At 43.0% G+C, this 17,494-nt stretch carries 18 protein-coding genes; 1 reads left to right on the top strand and 17 read right to left on the bottom strand.

Translation table 11 applies throughout. The features are described 5' to 3' along the window. Positions 1 to 5 precede the first annotated feature (5 nt). The 13 genes from BM043_RS02380 to BM043_RS02320 form a co-directional block, all read right to left on the bottom strand. Positions 6 to 356 (bottom strand): Spx/MgsR family RNA polymerase-binding regulatory protein, encoded by a 351-nt coding sequence (locus BM043_RS02380; RefSeq protein ID WP_092788625.1) that lies wholly within the window; start codon positions 354 to 356, stop codon positions 6 to 8. Between the two features lie 15 nt (positions 357 to 371). Then, positions 372 to 1,667: a glutamate-1-semialdehyde 2,1-aminomutase gene (gene hemL, locus BM043_RS02375; protein ID WP_092788624.1), complete on the bottom strand. Its 1,296-nt coding sequence runs from the start codon at positions 1,665 to 1,667 to the stop codon at positions 372 to 374. Positions 1,668 to 1,670: 3 nt separating this feature from the next. Continuing rightward, positions 1,671 to 3,323: a hypothetical protein gene (locus BM043_RS02370; protein WP_092788623.1), complete on the bottom strand. Its 1,653-nt coding sequence runs from the start codon at positions 3,321 to 3,323 to the stop codon at positions 1,671 to 1,673. Between the two features lie 128 nt (positions 3,324 to 3,451). Further along, positions 3,452 to 4,981 carry a glutamine-hydrolyzing GMP synthase gene (guaA, locus tag BM043_RS02365; protein ID WP_092788622.1) on the bottom strand — a complete coding sequence of 510 codons (1,530 nt, stop codon included), beginning with the start codon at positions 4,979 to 4,981 and terminating at the stop codon, positions 3,452 to 3,454. A gap of 172 nt (positions 4,982 to 5,153) precedes the next feature. Further along, complete coding sequence (locus BM043_RS02360) at positions 5,154 to 6,323, bottom strand: phosphotriesterase family protein (RefSeq protein WP_245752899.1); 1,170 nt, start codon at positions 6,321 to 6,323, stop codon at positions 5,154 to 5,156. Positions 6,324 to 6,437: 114 nt separating this feature from the next. Beyond that, positions 6,438 to 7,433, bottom strand: a complete 996-nt coding sequence (locus BM043_RS02355) for a ligase-associated DNA damage response exonuclease (protein ID WP_092788738.1) — start codon at positions 7,431 to 7,433, stop codon at positions 6,438 to 6,440. Between the two features lie 42 nt (positions 7,434 to 7,475). Next, positions 7,476 to 8,615 (bottom strand): hypothetical protein, encoded by a 1,140-nt coding sequence (locus BM043_RS02350; protein ID WP_092788621.1) that lies wholly within the window; start codon positions 8,613 to 8,615, stop codon positions 7,476 to 7,478. Between the two features lie 76 nt (positions 8,616 to 8,691). Further along, entirely contained in the window at positions 8,692 to 9,321 is a 630-nt protein-coding gene (locus tag BM043_RS02345) for a flavin reductase family protein (RefSeq protein WP_092788620.1), read from the bottom strand. After that, positions 9,318 to 9,761, bottom strand: coding sequence for a hypothetical protein (locus BM043_RS02340; protein ID WP_092788619.1), 444 nt, complete (start codon positions 9,759 to 9,761; stop codon positions 9,318 to 9,320). Before BM043_RS02340 ends, BM043_RS02345 begins: the two co-directional genes overlap by 4 nt. A gap of 16 nt (positions 9,762 to 9,777) precedes the next feature. Then, the gene (locus BM043_RS02335) at positions 9,778 to 10,041 is read right to left on the bottom strand and encodes a hypothetical protein (RefSeq protein ID WP_092788618.1); all 264 of its coding nucleotides are present in this window, start codon (positions 10,039 to 10,041) and stop codon (positions 9,778 to 9,780) included. Between the two features lie 71 nt (positions 10,042 to 10,112). Next, a complete protein-coding gene (locus BM043_RS02330; RefSeq protein WP_092788737.1) occupies positions 10,113 to 10,793 on the bottom strand; it encodes an SDR family NAD(P)-dependent oxidoreductase in 681 nt (226 codons plus the stop codon). A gap of 117 nt (positions 10,794 to 10,910) precedes the next feature. Then, on the bottom strand, positions 10,911 to 11,615 hold the full coding sequence (gene folE, locus BM043_RS02325; RefSeq protein ID WP_092788617.1) for a GTP cyclohydrolase I FolE: 705 nt from the start codon (positions 11,613 to 11,615) through the stop codon (positions 10,911 to 10,913). Continuing rightward, positions 11,575 to 11,985: a 6-pyruvoyl trahydropterin synthase family protein gene (locus tag BM043_RS02320; protein ID WP_092788616.1), complete on the bottom strand. Its 411-nt coding sequence runs from the start codon at positions 11,983 to 11,985 to the stop codon at positions 11,575 to 11,577. The genes folE and BM043_RS02320 overlap by 41 nt, the downstream gene beginning before the upstream one ends. A 229-nt stretch (positions 11,986 to 12,214) precedes the next feature. On the opposite strand from BM043_RS02320, the gene BM043_RS02315 reads away from it, so the two are divergent. Next, positions 12,215 to 12,910: a murein L,D-transpeptidase catalytic domain family protein gene (locus tag BM043_RS02315; protein ID WP_092788615.1), complete on the top strand. Its 696-nt coding sequence runs from the start codon at positions 12,215 to 12,217 to the stop codon at positions 12,908 to 12,910. On the opposite strand, the gene BM043_RS02310 is transcribed toward BM043_RS02315, so the two are convergent. The 4 genes from BM043_RS02310 to BM043_RS02295 are packed head-to-tail and all read right to left on the bottom strand — an operon-like array spanning position 12,911 to position 17,461. Next, entirely contained in the window at positions 12,911 to 14,512 is a 1,602-nt protein-coding gene (locus BM043_RS02310) for a L,D-transpeptidase family protein (RefSeq protein WP_092788614.1), read from the bottom strand. A gap of 3 nt (positions 14,513 to 14,515) precedes the next feature. Next, positions 14,516 to 15,364: a 3-deoxy-8-phosphooctulonate synthase gene (kdsA, locus tag BM043_RS02305; protein WP_092788613.1), complete on the bottom strand. Its 849-nt coding sequence runs from the start codon at positions 15,362 to 15,364 to the stop codon at positions 14,516 to 14,518. 7 nt (positions 15,365 to 15,371) lie between these two features. Beyond that, complete coding sequence (locus BM043_RS02300; RefSeq protein WP_177188406.1) at positions 15,372 to 15,938, bottom strand: KdsC family phosphatase; 567 nt, start codon at positions 15,936 to 15,938, stop codon at positions 15,372 to 15,374. After that, complete coding sequence (locus BM043_RS02295; protein ID WP_092788612.1) at positions 15,920 to 17,461, bottom strand: bifunctional GNAT family N-acetyltransferase/carbon-nitrogen hydrolase family protein; 1,542 nt, start codon at positions 17,459 to 17,461, stop codon at positions 15,920 to 15,922. The genes BM043_RS02300 and BM043_RS02295 overlap by 19 nt, the downstream gene beginning before the upstream one ends. Positions 17,462 to 17,494 lie beyond the last annotated feature (33 nt).

Here is a 17,494-nt window from a genome sequence, read left to right as displayed (position 1 = left end):
AATTTTTAAAGTTGATTTTCGATCACTTCGGGATCAAAACCCAAGCTGATTTTTCCATTTGGATATAGAATAATCGGCCGCTTGATCATGCTGGAGTTTTCGATCAAAATCGGGATAGCTGTGGCTTCTTTTTCCAAGTAGCTTCGCTGACCTTCATCCATTTTCCGATACGTCATTCCCTTTTTATTGACTAGACTGGCTAGTTCAGTTTTCTTCAAAAACCCGTTTAGCAATTCCTGTGTGGGTTTTTGCTTTTTATAATCCACAAATTCATAATCCACCCCTTTTGAGTCCAAAAACTCAAAGGTTTTCTTCATGGTATTGCAGTTTTTGATTCCGTATACGGTGATTGACATAAGATGTATTTTTTTTTAAATCGAATGAATTTCTTTCATGCTTTCTTGGTGGGCTAGGAGAATTTGAGAAATCAAATCGTCCCGAAGAGCAGTAGATAAAAACAGGCTTTCGAATTGAGAGGGTGCCAAATAAACCCCTCTTTTCAGCATGGCTTGGAAATACTTCCCAAAGAGTTGAGTATCCGATTTTTTGGCCGATTCAAAATCAACCACTGGATCTGTACTGAAAAACAAGGAATACATACTACCCAGATGATTTACAGTATAATGATAGCCCAGCTCTAAGTTAATTTTCACGATTCCTTCGGCGATTTTTCTACCGATGGTCAGGAGCTCTCCATAAATCTCCCGGTGATCATTGAGATGATGAAGCATCGCCAAACCCGCGGACATGGCAATGGGATTACCGGAGAGCGTTCCTGCCTGGTACACAGGTCCGGCTGGAGATACGTGTTCCATGATTTCCTTTTTGCCACCATAGGCCCCTACCGGCATACCTCCACCGATGATTTTACCCAGCGTAGTCATATCCGGAGTCACGCCAAAAAGCTCCTGTGCACCTCCCGGTGCCAGTCGAAAACCCGTCATGACTTCGTCAAAAATCAATACAATTCCTTCTCGGGTGCAGATTTCCCTCAACCCCTGCAAATAACCGGGGAAGGGAATCGTCAAGCCCATATTTCCAGGTACCGGCTCCAAAATCAAAGCAGCTATTTCTCCTTTATTTGCGGCTACCAACTCTTCGATCGCTTCCAAAGAATTATACGGCGCCAGCAAGGTGTCCTTTGCCGTCCCTTTGGTCACTCCCGGGGAATCGGGATTCCCCATGGTGATCGCACCAGAACCAGCCGATATCAAAAAAGAATCTCCATGTCCATGGTAGTGCCCTTCCATTTTGATGAATTTATCCCTTCCGGTAAAGCCTCTTGCGACACGAATGGCAGACATAGTCGCCTCCGTTCCGGAATTGACCATTCTTACCTTTTCGACCGAAGGCACCATCTGCACGATCAGCTCCGCAATCTCCACTTCTTTTGCCGTAGGCGCCCCAAAAGAAGTTCCGCTATCCATCGCATCGATCACAGCCTGTCGGATCAAGGGATGATTATGCCCCAAAATCATAGGGCCCCAGCTATTGATCAACTCGATGTAGGCATTGTCATCTTCATCAAAAATAAATGCTCCATCGGCTCTTTTGATAAATACAGGCTCACCTCCTACTGCACGAAAAGCGCGAACGGGGGAATTGACTCCTCCGGGTATAAAATTCTGGGCATGGGCAAAAAGCCGCTTGCTTTCTGAAATGTTCATGAATTAATTAATAGGTTTTAATTCACCTGCTTCCATCCCGAAAACAGGCACATATTGATTGTAATTGCTGTTACTAAAATCGAAGCCCCAAGTCAACTTACCGGGTAAAAATTCGCTTTGAATAAAATTCTCTCTAAGGGGTCTATCTGTATTGCTGAAATTCTCCCCCACCCAATAGATTAGCTCAGAGCCCAAAATGGCATTAATGGAAGGAAAGGTCAAATAGCGACTGTAGAAATCGGTTCGAAAATCTTCCATTTCTTCTGAATCAAACCTCGGGGTGTTATTGGAGATAAAAAAGAAATTAGGAAACTCAAGCATTTCATAATTGGCAAAGTTGAAACCCAACCATGAATCCATGACCAAAATCGGCACCTCAGCGGTCACTGACTCGATGTAGGAAAGGGTAGGCTGAGCTATCGCCGGATCATCGGATAAGAAAATTATCTGATTAGCTCTTACATCAGCACTGTCCCGGCTTGGAAGCACTCTCAATTGCGTTAAAAATTTTGCGGCATTTGCCGGATTAAGCTCGGCTTTACCCACCATATCAAAGCCTTCCTGCAATAATTTTTCCTCCAATAAAGTACTCATCTGAACATCTCGGGTACTGCCCGAATAGCCGATAGCCACCTTATTGCCCCAATTTCTACTTTTCAGATTGCTCACTACTCCATCGACAAGATCCTCAACAGAAGGCCTAAACAAAAAACTATATTCCCGATCCTCAAAGCGATCTCCCAGATTGGAAAGGGGGTGGACAAAGGCGATTTTTGCATTTTCGGCAAAGGCACTGACCAAGTCTGCTTCATCCGGATATATCGGCCCGATAATCAAATCCGCTTGAGCGATGGCCGGATCACCCAGAATATTTCGAAGATGAGCCAAATCCCGCTTGGAATCAAAACTCATAAGATTGACTTTTATTCCTTCTTTTTCCAATTCACTGACTCCAAATCGTATCCCTTGGAATAACTCATAGGTAAACGAACTTGGATCCAAATTTCTGGATCTGGAATTACTCACATCTGTAAATGGCAAAATCACCACTAAATCAAGAATCCCATCCTGAGTTTTTTGATCCGTACCGGTAATTCCCATTCCTTTTAATTCATAATATAGCGATCGCTCATCTGAGGAAAGTACATTCTTTTGATTCAAAACGGTACTTAAAGCTGCTCTATATCCAGGAATGTCTTGAAATTCCCGAATATTACGGGTCATAAAATCCGTACTACTCTGAACCAAAAAGTCATAAACCATATCCTGAGTAGGCTCATTAAAATCTGTTTTTTGAAGCTCTAAGGCTAGTCGAAGGGCTTCAGTTCGCTGTTGGTTTTGAAAGTAGGCTCGAGCCAGCAAAAACTTGGACTCATTTTGATTAGTCCAAGATGAGGAAGCCAAGGGTTGAAGCCAACCAATAGCATCTTCCACGCGATTGAGTTCCAAAGCAGCAGTAGCCGCATAAAACTTCGCATAATTGGCTAGGTTTCCATATTCATCCGAATTCATAAATGGCTCAAAAGCCGAAATCGCTTCGACATACCTTCTCGAATTGAGCAGAACTTTGCCCCGCTCATACCCTTCCGGTAAGTTTTGAGCGGTAAGCTGTGCGGATACTAAAAATAAGGCGAGTAAAAAGACGATTTTGTGCATGAATAAGGGGATATCACTACAGAGTAGGCAAATTTAAACCATTATTTCCAAACCCAAAGTTTGGGCCGAAATACCCTAACCAAAGAAAAACCCGAAGAAGTATCTCCGGGTTCAAAATTAATTTAAGTTTATTCCCACTCGATTGTGGCCGGTGGCTTGGAAGAAATGTCATAAACGACACGGTTTACTCCCTTGACCCGATTGATGATTTCATTGGACATTTTTCCTAGGAATTCGTAAGGTAAATGAATCCAATCTGCGGTCATTCCGTCCACCGAACCCACAGCACGAAGAGCAACCACCCGCTCATACGTTCGCTCATCACCCATCACTCCTACTGATTGAATAGGAAGCAAAATCGCTCCTGCCTGCCAGACTTGATCGTAAAGTCCGTGGTTTTTCAAACCTTGGATAAAAATATGGTCGACTTCCTGCAGGGTCGCCACCTTCTCAGGAGTGATATCTCCCAAAATACGAATCGCCAATCCAGGACCGGGGAATGGATGTCTTCCCACGATAGTTTCCGGAATCTCCAAAGCTCGTCCCACTTCCCGTACCTCGTCCTTGAATAAGGTATTGAGTGGTTCTACCACCGATAATTTCATAAAATCCGGCAAGCCGCCCACATTGTGGTGGGATTTGATCGTCGCTGAAGGTCCTTTGACGGAAACGGATTCGATCACATCTGGATAAATCGTCCCCTGACCTAGCCATTTGACACCGTCGATTTTATGCGCTTCATCATCAAACACCTCGATAAATGCTCTGCCGATTGCCTTTCGCTTCGTCTCCGGATCTGAAACTCCCGCCAAGGCATCGTAAAATCGCTGCTTAGCATCCACTCCGATAACATTCAAGCCCATGTCCTTGTAGGAATGAAGCACTTCTTCAAATTCATTTTTGCGAAGCAATCCATTGTCCACAAATACACAGGTCAATTGATCACCAATTGCTCGATGAATCAGCGTTGCAGCTACCGAAGAATCCACTCCGCCGGAAAGTCCCATCACGACCTTATCCGAACCAATTCTTTCCTTCAGTTCGGCCACGGTAGCATCAATAAATACATCCGAAGTCCAATCCTGCGCACAACCGCAGATGCCGACCACAAAGTTTCTCAATAGATTTTTCCCCTCTGTGGAGTGGGTGACTTCGGGATGAAATTGAATTCCGTAGGTTTTTTCCCCTTCAATCTTAAAAGCGGCAACCTCTACCGAAGAGGTACTGGCAATTACTTCAAATCCTTCGGGTAATTTTTTAATGGTATCACCATGAGACATCCATACTTGAGAGCCATGGGTCATTTCTTTCAGCAAATCATGATGCAAATCAATATGATCAAGATTGGCTCGGCCGTATTCTCTGATTGTGGATGGCAAAACTTCCCCTCCGTATTTCTGGGCTAAAAGTTGGGAACCGTAGCAAACGCCCAAGATGGGTAATTTCCCACGAAGACTATCTAAATCCAAGTCTGGAGCACCTTCATCCCGTACACTGCACGGAGAGCCGGAAAGGATAATTCCTTTGATGTCATCTGTAATCTCCGGAAGGTTGTTAAAGGGGTGAATTTCACAATAAACGTTTAGCTCTCTAACTCTTCGGGCGATGAGTTGGGTGTACTGAGAGCCAAAATCTAGGATCAAAATTTGTTCTGCCATGCGCAAAGGTAAGCAGGACGAATGGTTTGGTAAAGGTTGGCAAAGAAAATTTGGTGGAGTTTCAGATTTTTGACAGGCAAAACATCAAAAGACACTGATTTTCAATAATTAAGATCCAATGGTATTTTAATGCGTCTTATAAAATTAGATTTGGCCAAGGAGTAAAATAAATTTACAAACCGCCTCCAAATGCCTGCTTAGGATTTTCAATTAAAAGTTGATTCCAGTCTTCCCTGCTAAATCCCCTTTCATTGAGGATGGGAATCAGCTCTTCAAAAATATTCGTAAAAGGCTGAAATTCCCCACCTCCCGCTTGGGAAGGATCATACCAACCTGCATCATGGGAAATCAAAACTTGGTCTAAAAACCCATTTTCTTTTGCATAAATCAAGCGGTCCACGTAAGGAGTAAGCCTCCATCCTATTCCATCCAACGAAATCCAAACACCCAAATCAGCGGCTCTTTGGTAATTTTGAAAATCCTCCTCTGCCTGTGCATGAACCCAGACAAAAGCCGAAGGATCAATCTCCATTTCCTGAAGAATTGTCACCTCTTGTGCGGCTGTCTTCCAAGTTCCAGTATGCGAGGCGATCGTCAAGCCACTTTTTTGATGAGTCAGCCCTGCAGCTTTAACCAGTTTTTGATCAATCGGGGAAAGCAGTTCGGATTCATTGACCGAAATTTTGATAAAAGCCGGTTTGATGCCGGTTTCCCCTATTCCATTTTCCAATTCTGCTATCCATCGCTCGGAAAGTTGCTCTGCCGTTTCGCTAAAGGCATGAGCTGGTAAATATTTTCCTTCAACCGCGCCATAATATCCTGTGTTGGTAAGGATTTGAATTCCGGATTTTTCGCTTAGTTGCTGAAGAAGAATTGGATCCTTACCCAGAAAAGAAGGAGTACACTCCAAAATGGTCTTTACGCCAAATTTCTTTACTTCCATTAAATAAGGAAGTACTTTCTGGACCACTGAATCCCGATCCCATCGATCCAAACTTACCGAGTCGGCTCCGATAAAATCCACCAACAAATGTTCATGAATCAAAGTCAAGCCCAGAGAGTCGATCGAAATGGGCCCAGTAACGGTTTCTATGGAGCTGATTTCTTTTTCATGTTGAGATTCAGTGCAAGAAAAAGCAAAAACAACTAGCAGTAGAAATCCTAGAAAATTCTTCATAGCGAATAGAGGTTGAGAAGTATGAAGATAGTGTTTTTTGGGTTTGAAGTATTTTACTGGAGATATCGGATTGATTTTAAAATCAACTCCTTCCCCCGGTTTTTGTCCTAAAGCCTCGGTCTGTGTCACTACTAACCGAAACTGCACAGATGATGAACCATTCATTACAGCACCGATTTTTCAAAAAAAATGGCTTGGTTAATTCAAATTTCGAGAGTGGCCTGTGGAGACAGAGGCCTGGGCAAAATCCAATATGCTGTGGCATTCAAATAACGCTCATTACTCCACCTCCTCTGCCCCAAAAAGCGTCTGAAGCTCAACGGCGTCAATTCCTTTTTCTTCTTGCAAAAATCGTCCAAAAGAAGCTGTGCTTCCATGGGTCAAATATACTTTTTCAGCTTCTGTGGCCACGATAGCCTGTATTAAACCCTCCCAGTCGGCATGATCAGAAAGCACAAATCCCCGATCGGCAGCCCGTCTCCTCCGCGTTCCACGCACGGCCATCCAACCCGAACATATTCCCGTTCGATAGGGAGAAAACCGGCGCATCCATGGAGTGCCAAAGGCAGAAGGCGGAGCAATAATCATCGCCCCTTTAAATTCACTTTTGGATGTATCCTGAGTTACTTTTAGAACATCCGAAATTGCTATCCCATTTGCCAGCAAAGCTTGGTTCGTATTCCAGACCGCTCCATGGACAAAAATCTTCCCTATGCTCGGGTCGAGATGTTTTAAAATTCGCTGGGCTTTGCCCAAAGAATAAGCGAAAAGCACCGAATTGCGTCCGTCTAGGGCATTTTCTTTCCACCAAGAATTCACTTGATCAAATATCTCTACCTGTGGCTCCCATTTGTAAATCGGCAATCCAAAGGTACATTCCGACACAAATTCATGGCATTTGATGGGTTCGAAAGGAGCGGATAAGCCATCGTTTTCTACTTTGTAATCTCCGCTGACTACGGCTATTTTTCCTTTGTATTCTAATCTGATTTGAGCAGATCCCGGGATATGACCGGCAGGATGAAGGGAAATTTTAACTCCGTTCATTTCAATCGTCTGAGCATAATCTACTGTCTCTAAACTGATCTCTGCACCCAATCGGAGTTTCATCACTTCGGCCGAATCATGATGCGCCAAATAATGCTTCATCCCCCAGCGAGAATGATCCGAATGCGCATGCGTGATGATTGCCCGATCCACAGGTCGCCAGGGATCGATAAAAATCCCCGCAGGAGGACAAAAAAGTCCAGAGTCGGTGAGCTCAAGTAGTTTCATTTCGGTCGGCTTTCTATCATCACTGCTCTGAGCCAAAAAGGTTTATCGGAGTTCATAAAAATAAAAGGTCTGCACATCTCGCTCCACCGAATTGGGATCTTCTCCGGGTTTGGCATTTACGGAATACAACAGGTCTTTTTTTACGTTAAGTTTGATGGGCCACTCCCCTTCCCAAATTTTCTCCTTCTCTTTGTAAATCTGGTAAACGGGGGTTTTGTACTTCTTCTCTACGGCCTGATATTTCTCATCTCCCACCACACGCCGATCAAGTGCATCCACCTCTTCATCAGGAGCTCCTTTGAGATACCAGGTAAGCAGGTAATCATTGGAAAAGATAAAGTTTTCATAGCGTGACCCTTTAAGATCTTCGAAAAATATCCCGAAATTTTCCTGTTCGGGTGCCGGCTCAGTAGGCCGGAAATTTTCACCCGGATCTAAATTAATAGAATCCAAAAGCTCGAGTTCTGGAAAGCTATAGGTGTAGATCGCAGGAGTCAGCATGAACTGTAAATAAATTCGATCATTTTTAATTTTAGCAATGGGATCATAGCCCATGTATTGTCCGGGCTTTTGAATGTAATTGACAGAGCGAGGTACTTGGGAAGAAAACTTCACTTCTCCATCAGCATTGCTGACTTTCAAAAAATCATATTCATCCATTTTTAATTGATCATCCACACGGATCTGATCAAGATCTGACTCCAAATAGCCAAACTTGAATTGATAATTTTCGTCCACTACGAAACCCGGTGTATCCCCTAACATTTGACTTATCGTTTGAATTTTGGCCGGTTTGGAATCAATCAGATTAAATGCAAAATCATACAAAAAACTACCCGCATAGGTATCAACCAAAATTTGGTTTCCATTTACAAATCTACAGGCTGAAAAATAACCTGATTTATAACTATTCGGGCCATCCTCAGAGCGGTTTGTGGAAATCAACACTTTTCCCAAAGGATCGGTTAAAATCAATTCATTACTTTGAAAATCGAAAAACAAAAAATGCTTCCCGTCCTCACTGTAATCTAGCAAAGTTGGTACAACCAAACGGTCAATTTGCATACTATCTACCAAAGTCAGTTCGGGAACTCGATCTGTTTCCTCTTTGGTATTTTGATCAGAAGTCCCACAGGAAATCATCCAAAAACCAAGTACCGCCAAAAAGATAAAATTTCTCATATCGCCGAAAGTTTTTCATTAAAAAAGTCATTCTGTAGATCAGTTCAAAAAATTAGCTAAAACTTTTAAGCAAATTTTAGATCTCTTCAACTTCACGATCGGATTTGGCATAGCTTAATCTAGCAAGCTTTTTCCCCACGTGGTACTCATCTAATCCTGAAACAGTTACCGTTTCCAAGACATTCAAATCCAATGACCCGTCCGTCCTCAGCCCTTCTTCTTCCACAAAAATATGATCTATACTACCTATCACCAGGATCGTTTGATTGACTTTAAGTGTTTGAGTTTCCACCAAACTACAACCCAATTTCACTGGACTGTCTTTAACAAAAGGAGCTGGAAAATCCTCGAAATATTCAGGCTTCAGACCAGTGCCCTCAAACTCACTTCCTTCCCATCGTGCGGAGGTCCAATGCGCTTCTTTGTAAAACTCGGGAGTTACCTGATTCAAAGTGAAAAATCCAGTTTCCAGTATATTTTCCAAGGTGTCTCTCTTCACTGTATGTGGACGAACCAGCATCCCAACCAAAGGCGGCGATGCACCGATGTGAAATACCTGTGAAAAAGGTGCAAGGTTGGTTTTTCCGGTAGAATCCTGAGTTCCGATCAGATTCAAACTTTTATAACCAGAGAGACAGTTAATCAGATTTCTTCTGAAAAATGAATCAGATTCCAAGATGGAATCTTTGGAGAAATATTTGATCATATATTAATGGCCTCTTCGATCGAATCACAGTATTTGATATCCAATTGATCGATGATATTATCCGGGTAGGTTTGGAGAATTTGGGCTTTGGCGATTTGCACCATTTTTTCAAACCACTTCTCATCAGGAAGGATTTTTCGATGGGTTTTAATCCCATAATCGAGCATTTCTCGCTTCCAATGAATAAAATACCACTCCATTGTCGGCTGATGAAAAGCACGAAGGGATCGCTTGTCAAAAATAAATTTTTCGTAGTCTCCGGCTTTTACAATATCTCCGATGCGGTGAAAAGCCTCCTTGAAGTCCTCAATGGGGATGTAATCTGCCAATAGCTCGCAAATCACAATTTTTTTCTCAGGATTGATTAATGCCCGGGTATATTTCTCTTCGAAAGCAAGTTCAAAATCTCGCGTTTCGGATGGATAGAAAGTTTCGTTCATGGCAAGATGATGGAAATTAGTATATGGATTTTTTACGCTGATTTTCGAATCGATTTACCTCGTCTTTGAATTGTTCCAATCGAACTTCAAGATTTGAAGCATATTCAAGTGTCGTACGCATCATGTCTTGCTGAGATCTGATTTGTTCCTTCAGCCTGGCAAGTTCTTGGTTGACGTCAGCGAGTTTATTTTCATAGTCTTTCTTGAGCCTCTCTTTTTCCAGTTGGGCTTTCCTCAACTCTTCCTTAAAAAGCAGGAATGATTCAGGTGGTGTCTTCATATTCACAACGCTATCTTCTCGGGACCGTACCCTATGTAATTACAATTAACTAGTTAAAATTGTTTTGAATTTTATTTCAAATTGGACATACCGCCGTCCAAATGGATGATTTGGCCTGTCATCCAAGAAGAAGACTCTGAAAGCAAAAATACCGTAGCATTTGCGATATCCTCGGGACTACCGAACCTACCGAGGGGATGTCGTTTGTTGCTGGCTTCTTTTTTGTCCTCAGTCGAAAGCAGCGAGGCGGCCAAAGGCGTATCCGTCAGGGATGGCGCAATGGCGTTGACCCGGATTTTGGCCGGAGCCCATTCGGCAGCGAGTGAGCGAGTCAATCCCTCTACTGCTCCTTTTGCCGAGGCAATGCCAGCATGGAATCCCATCCCGGTCTGTACTGCCACCGTACTATATAAGACCACCGAAGGTGAATCCGATTTTTTCAAGGCTTTCATACAATGCTGAAGCACGCGGACTGCCCCTAAAAAATTCACCTCTAATTCCTGCTGAAAATCCGAAAGTGAAATTCGATGAAAAGGCTTCAAATTGATTGTCCCAGGAAGGTAAACCAATCCGTCTACAGTTTCCGGTAAATTTGGCATTTCCTCAAAATCCGCTGTGATGTCCAATTTGGTGGTACCTTCACCGCTTTTTGAATAAAGAAACAAATTAGCTTCCTGAGCTTCCAAGAGTGAAACCAGCGCTTTTCCGATTCCTGAATTTCCTCCGATAACTACTATATTTTTACCTTTCATATTCTTATTTTCCATACAGAATAAAGCATCTAACTAGGTGTTTTGTTTGGACTGCAAACAAAAAAACCGAACGAAAAGTCCGGTTTTTTATGAGTTGGTTTAGTCTATTTAAAATTTTTATTTCTTCAAACTGATATACTTCATAAACTCATTTCTTGACTGCTCATCCCGTTCAAATTTGCCAGAATAGAATGAAGTCACCGTAGAACTATTGGTATCATTGACACCTCTAGAACTCACACACATGTGATAAGCATCCATCACTACGGCCACGTCATCTGTACCCAATACTTCTTTGAGTTCATTCCCGATCTGCATCGTCAAGCGCTCCTGAACTTGTGGACGTTGCGCGTAATACTGCACGATTCGATTGATTTTGGAAAGTCCGATGACATTTCCATTGGATATATAGGCCACGTGTGCTTTTCCGTAAATGGGTACGAAATGATGCTCACAGTGGGAGTGAAACGTGATGTCTTTTTCGACCAACATTTCACTGTATTTGTATTTGTTTTCAAAAAGCTTTGCAGCCGGTTTGTTTTTGGGATTTAATCCCGCAAAAACTTCTTTGACATACATTTTTGCAACACGATGAGGCGTTCCCTTTAAGCTGTCATCAGTCAGATCCAGCCCGAGAATGTGCATGATCTCGCGAAAATGTTTTTCAATTAGCTCAACCTTAAGCTCATCATCCATCTCAAAGGCATCTTCTCTAAGCGGAGTCTCAAGGGAGGTTCCAACATGCTCTTCTCCGATCTCTTCGAAGGAAGCGCGGGCTAAATCAATTCCCATCGTATTCAACATAGTTTCTTTCTGTTTCATAAAGTCGAATTGTTAATTCGAATTTCCGATCAATTTTTTCCCTCAGAATATTCCAAATAACCACTGCAATATTTTCAGCGGAAGGGTTGAGATCTTTGAATTCATCGGTATCCAAGTTTAGGTTTTTGTGGTCAAATTTATTTAATATATTTTCCTTGATCAGATCACTGAGGACCTTCATATCATAAACGTATCCAGTCTTTGGATCGATTTCCCCACGGAGCTGCACGATCAAATCGTAATTGTGCCCATGATAGTTGGCATTATTGCACTTGCCAAAAACTGCCTGATTTTCTTCTGCTGACCAAGAAGGATTGTGGAGTCGGTGTGCTGCGTTAAAATGTTCTTTTCGAAATACGGATACTTTCATCAGGAATTGGAACAGCAGTTTTTTAAGTTTTGTTTAATTAATCTTATTTTTCTTTAAACAATTTTTTCAAACTCCTGCTATTCAATTATTTATTTACTTAAATTTTTCTGCAAAAATAGTCAATCTGGTTTTTTGCCCAAGGTGATTTTTTTTTCATTGATTGAACGAATTCTAGGCCTTTGATAGTTCACTTATTGGCAATAGAATTATCACCCACTAAAATCGCCCTATGCCAATTATCCACCTGATCTCACTGATCCTATTGCTTACACTCAGCAATACACCGTCAAAATCTTCTTCCAATACTGAAGAAATCCATTCAGAAACCTCCATCAAAAAGGACGCTTCTCTTTATGAGCGACTAAAATCCCATTACCCCGATGTGCCCAACTCAGCTATTTTGGAAATGGCCATAAAGGGATATCAAAAACTCCATCAAGAACTGGAAAATCCCAATCTGGTGATTATTGATTTTAGTCTTCCTTCCACCGCCAAACGTCTCTGGGTGATTAATCCCATCGAAGGAGAAGTTTTGCTGCATTCGGTCGTTTCTCACGGAAGAAATTCCGGCCAACTCATGGCAACGCAGTTTTCCAATCGTCCGGAATCGTATCAAAGTAGCTTGGGTTTTTACAAAACCGCTGAAACCTACCACGGCAAGCATGGCTATTCCCTGCGCCTGGATGGCTTGGAAAAAGGAGTGAATGATCAGGCAAGAAATCGGGCCATCGTGATTCACGGGGCCGATTATGCTACCGAGGAATTTGCCAAAGCCACCGGTCGACTCGGTAGAAGTTTGGGCTGTCCGGCATTGCCCTCTGAGCTTTCTGCAGAGGTAATCGATCTGATTAAGGATGGTTCTTTGCTTTTGATTTATGGAAATGATCAATCCTACTTGCAAAATCCGCCTCTTTTGCAGCCTTGATTATTTTTGCAAAAGTTCCCAAACCTCCTCGTCTAGTCCATAGACATCGTTTTTGAAATCGGGCTGTCCCTGTGCACCCATACCTACCGTAAAATATAAAACCCAAACGGGAATCGGTTTGGTCAGCCTTACTTCCAGCTCCCGCTCCCGTGACATAGCCTCTCGGATTTTATCAGTCGTCCAACTCGAATCATCCCGAAGAAGGAAAGCCGAAAATTCCTGGGGTTTCCGCATTCGGATACAGCCATGACTAAAGGCACGGTAAGATTTAAAAAAAAGCTGCTTGGCGGGTGTATCGTGAATGTAAACCTGATGAGGATTGGGAAACATAAACTTCACCAAACCCAGGGAATTATGCGGTCCTGGTTTCTGTCTTATTTGATAGGGAAATGGCCGTTTGGACCAATCTACTAATGTCGGATTGATTATTCTCCCAGCAGAAGTAACCACTTCCATTTTATTCCGATCCAGGTAATTGCGGTTTCTTTTGACTGCGGGGATGATTTCATTTCGAGTGATGGATTCGGGTACATTCCAATACGGACTAAATACCAAATAACTCATCTGTGCCGTGAAAATAGGAGTTTGATTTTGAACCGTCCCGACAATCACCTCAGAGGAAAAAAGAGAGTCTATCCCATCAAAAAATGTCATTTCAAATTCCGGAATATTTACCAAAATCCGTTGTCCCTGCCATGCCTCATCCGGAATCCATCGCATTCGTTCTAGATTGACAGCTATTTGCTTCATCTTTGATTTTGGGTTGGTATTCAATGCGGCCATCGTTTGCTTTCCAATAATCCCGTCATCTTCCAATCCAAATTCCCGTTGCAATTTCTTGACTGCAGTCCAGGCCGAGGAATCATATTGAGTCAAACTGGAATCCTGGGAATGCAAGTCATAAAAACCCATCTCGGCAAGCCGCTTTAAAATCGCAGAGATCTCAGCACTCTTATCCCCTAGTTTGAGATTTTTGTTCAGGGATAGTTCCCTAAAGTCCTCCGGGTTTGAATCAAGCTCTTTCTCCAAATCCATCATCCATCTCCTCCCCTTACGGTACATGGGATTCTTGGGTCGTACCTGATTCAAGGTAAGATTCAAATAAGGATCTCCAATAGATTTTTCTAGCCAATAAATGACTTCATGAGGATCTCTGATTTTGTTGATCGCCCAAATGCCGGAGAGCTGTGTAGGATTCACTTTTCCATAAAGAAGATGATCGATAAGCCGATAAAAAGAAGCGGTCATAAACCCTTCAAACTCTTCCTTTAGTCCCGGACCACTGGGGGAGTTCCGCACTTGCAAATTTGCCAACAGAAAATCGATCTTGGACAATCCGTAATCTTTGGGATTTAATCCATCGTAATGAACCTGGGAAATGATTTCTCTTAAAGCGATCGCTTGAGGGTTGGGAATTCCATCTGTCAACCAAATGGGCTCAAAATTTCTAGTTGCATAAAGATTAACAATTTCTGCGCGTTCCTCTGAGCTTAAAATCAGTATTTTCTGAGAAAAATAGTCTGGTACTCCTGACTTTTCTTCCTGGGCATAAATACCTGATGGCCCTAATTGAAAGAAGAAAAGCAGGAGGATAAAACGCATCACTTATTCTACCTGAAAATTCTGGTATTTTCTACCCAATGTCCAAGATTCTTTCAGCATCGACAGAAAATCCCCCATCCGATGCAATGGGATCAAATTAGGCCCATCACTGAGTGCCTTGCTCGGTTCAGGATGGGTCTCGATAAAAAACCCGTCGATTCCCGTCGCAGCTGCCGCCCTTGCCAAAATTGGGGCAAATTCCCGCTGCCCTCCACTGCTACCACCCTGTCCGCCAGGTTGCTGCACTGAGTGCGTGATATCAAAAACCACCGGAGCAAACTGTCGCATAATCGGAAGTCCACGCATATCTACCACTAAATTGTGATAGCCAAGCGAGAAACCGCGTTCGGTCAAACAGACATTGTCGTTGCCAGCTTCTCGTACTTTTTTGACCGCATACTGCATGTCCTCAGGAGCCATAAATTGGCCTCTTTTGATTTTTACGGCTTTACCAGTCGCTGCCGCTGCCAAAAGCAAATCCGTCTGACGACATAAAAATGCAGGAATCTGCAGAACATCCACCACTTCGGCCACTTCCGCAGCCTGATAACTTTCATGAATATCTGTCACCAAAGGAATCTCCAAGGCCTTTCCTACTCGCTGAAGCACTTCCAAGCTTTTATCCATTCCTATACTGCGAAAAGACCCGGATGAAGTTCGGTTTGCCTTGTCAAAAGAAGCTTTAAACACATAATCAAAGCCGTTTTCAGCAGCCCAGGCTTTCACTTTTGTACCGATTTCGATACAAATATCATAGCTCTCCACAGCACATGGACCTGAAAACAAAACTGGACGCTCACTTCCCAAAATCACCTTTTCGGTGATTTTCATAGGGATGGTATTTCTATTCATCATGGTGTTAATATAAATAGGATTGGATAATTCCCGAAAGCTTTCCCTGGGCAAACAAAATCAAATCGGCAGTCTCTCGAAAAACCCCTTTTCCACCGGGAAACCTTGAAATAAAGTTAGCCATCGGCTTGACATATTCCAAAGCATCTAGGGGAACTACCGCTAAGCCTACCTCTTTCATCACAGGGATATCGATCAAATCATCTCCGATATAAGCTACCTCATCGAGCTGAATCTCAAGGGTCTCCAAAAGCTCCAGGAGTTTTTTCCCTTTATCCTTGATCCCATGATAGTGAAAATCAAAGCGGAGTTCCTCACAGCGATTTTCGACCACGGGAGAAGATCTTCCGGTGATTGCCCCGACCATGATTCTGGCTTTCCGAAGGTGCTGAACGATCAGCCCGTCCTTGACATTGTATTTTTTGTACTCGGTCTTGAGGTCATCGTAAATGATTCCACCATCGGTCAGCACTCCATCCACATCAGTGATTAAAAGTTTGATTTTGGCTGCTTTGATTAAGACCTCTTCTGAAACTCCGGCGAAGTACGCTTGAATTATTTTTTCTGTTTCCATTGGATTGAATAGAGGTCTAATCGACGTTGTTCGAGATTTCGTACACTTCCTGCTTTTCGTTGCTTGGTCAATAAGTCCAAATCCACATCCGCAACGATGGTCGTTTCTGCGTTTTCTGAAGCTTGCGCCACAATGGAATCATGGGGAAATGAAAAATCCGATGGACTGTAAATGGCCGCCTGGGAATATTGGATATCCATATTTTCGACCTTCGGAAGATTACCTACCGAACCGGTAATGGCGACATAGCACTCATTTTCTATTGCGCGGGATTTTGCACAGGTATTGACTCGAAGGAAAGCGTTTTTGGTATCTGTCCAAAAGGGAACAAATAAAATATCCATGTCTTGCTCGGCGAGGATTCTGCCTAACTCGGGAAATTCTACGTCGTAGCAGATCAATATCCCTACTCTACCGGCGTCAGTTTCGAATACGTGGATCCCATTTCCTCCCTGAAGTCCCCAATAAGAGGCTTCGTCGGGGGTAATGTGGAGTTTATACTGTTTTCCATGTGTCCCGTCTCTTCGGCAGAGGTAGGAGACATTTCGGAGTTTTTTTCCATCATATTCGGGCATGGAGCCAGCGATGATATTGACATTGTAGGATACCGCCAAATCACTCATCCTGCTGACAATTTCATCGGTGTAATCCGCCAAATTACGGATCGCTTCGGAAGCATCCATGTCGTTAAATTCTGCCAAAAGCGGAGCATTGAAAAACTCCGGAAGCAGACAAAAATCCGATTTGTATCCGGATATCGTATCGACGAAAAACTCCACCTGCTGCATCAGATCATCTACATTGGAGAAGCGACGCATCTTCCACTGCACCAAACCTAAGCGGACGATGGATTTTTTATTTCCGATGAGCTTTTCATCCTTTTCGTAGTAGATATTAATCCACTCGAGTAAAGTCGCATAGGCTCTGGAATCCTTGTCTTCCGGCAAATATTTGGTAATTACTTTTCTGACGTGAAATTCATTAGCCAGCTGAAAGGAAAGTACCGGATCAAAAACTTCCCGGTTTTTGACCAAGTCGATGTATTTTCTGGGGGTCATTTCCTCGGCATAATTGGCATAGCCGGGAATCCTGCCACCGGCAATAATGGATCGGAGGTTTAGGTTTTCGCAGAGTTCCTTTCGAGAATCATACAATCGCCTTCCTAGACGCATTCCGCGATATTCCTGATGGACAAATACGTCGGTACCATAGAGGGTATCCCCTTCCGGATCATGGGTGTCAAATTTTCCGTAACCCGTAATTTGATCATAGGTGTGATTGTCCCCGAATTGGGTATAGTCCACAATCAAGCTGAACGCAGCCGCAACCACTTTGCCGTTATCCTCGATACAAATCTGCCCTTCGGGAAATGCTTTGAGTTGGTTTTTAAGTTCCTGCCGAGTCCAAGCCATTCCTTTGTCTTGGTAAATGGACATCATGATTTCTCGGATATCCTCGTAATCTCCCGGCTTGATATTTCGGAGTTTGAGACGATGCTCTAATTCTTCTCTTTTCTGACTCATTTTACAAAATTAACTAAATTCAATCAAAAATTT

Source organism: Algoriphagus hitonicola (genome assembly GCF_900113375.1).
GTDB classification, from domain to species: Bacteria; Bacteroidota; Bacteroidia; order Cytophagales; family Cyclobacteriaceae; genus Algoriphagus; species Algoriphagus hitonicola.
Note: the sequence above shows the minus strand (reverse complement) of the source record. Positions and strands in the feature narration are given on the sequence as shown.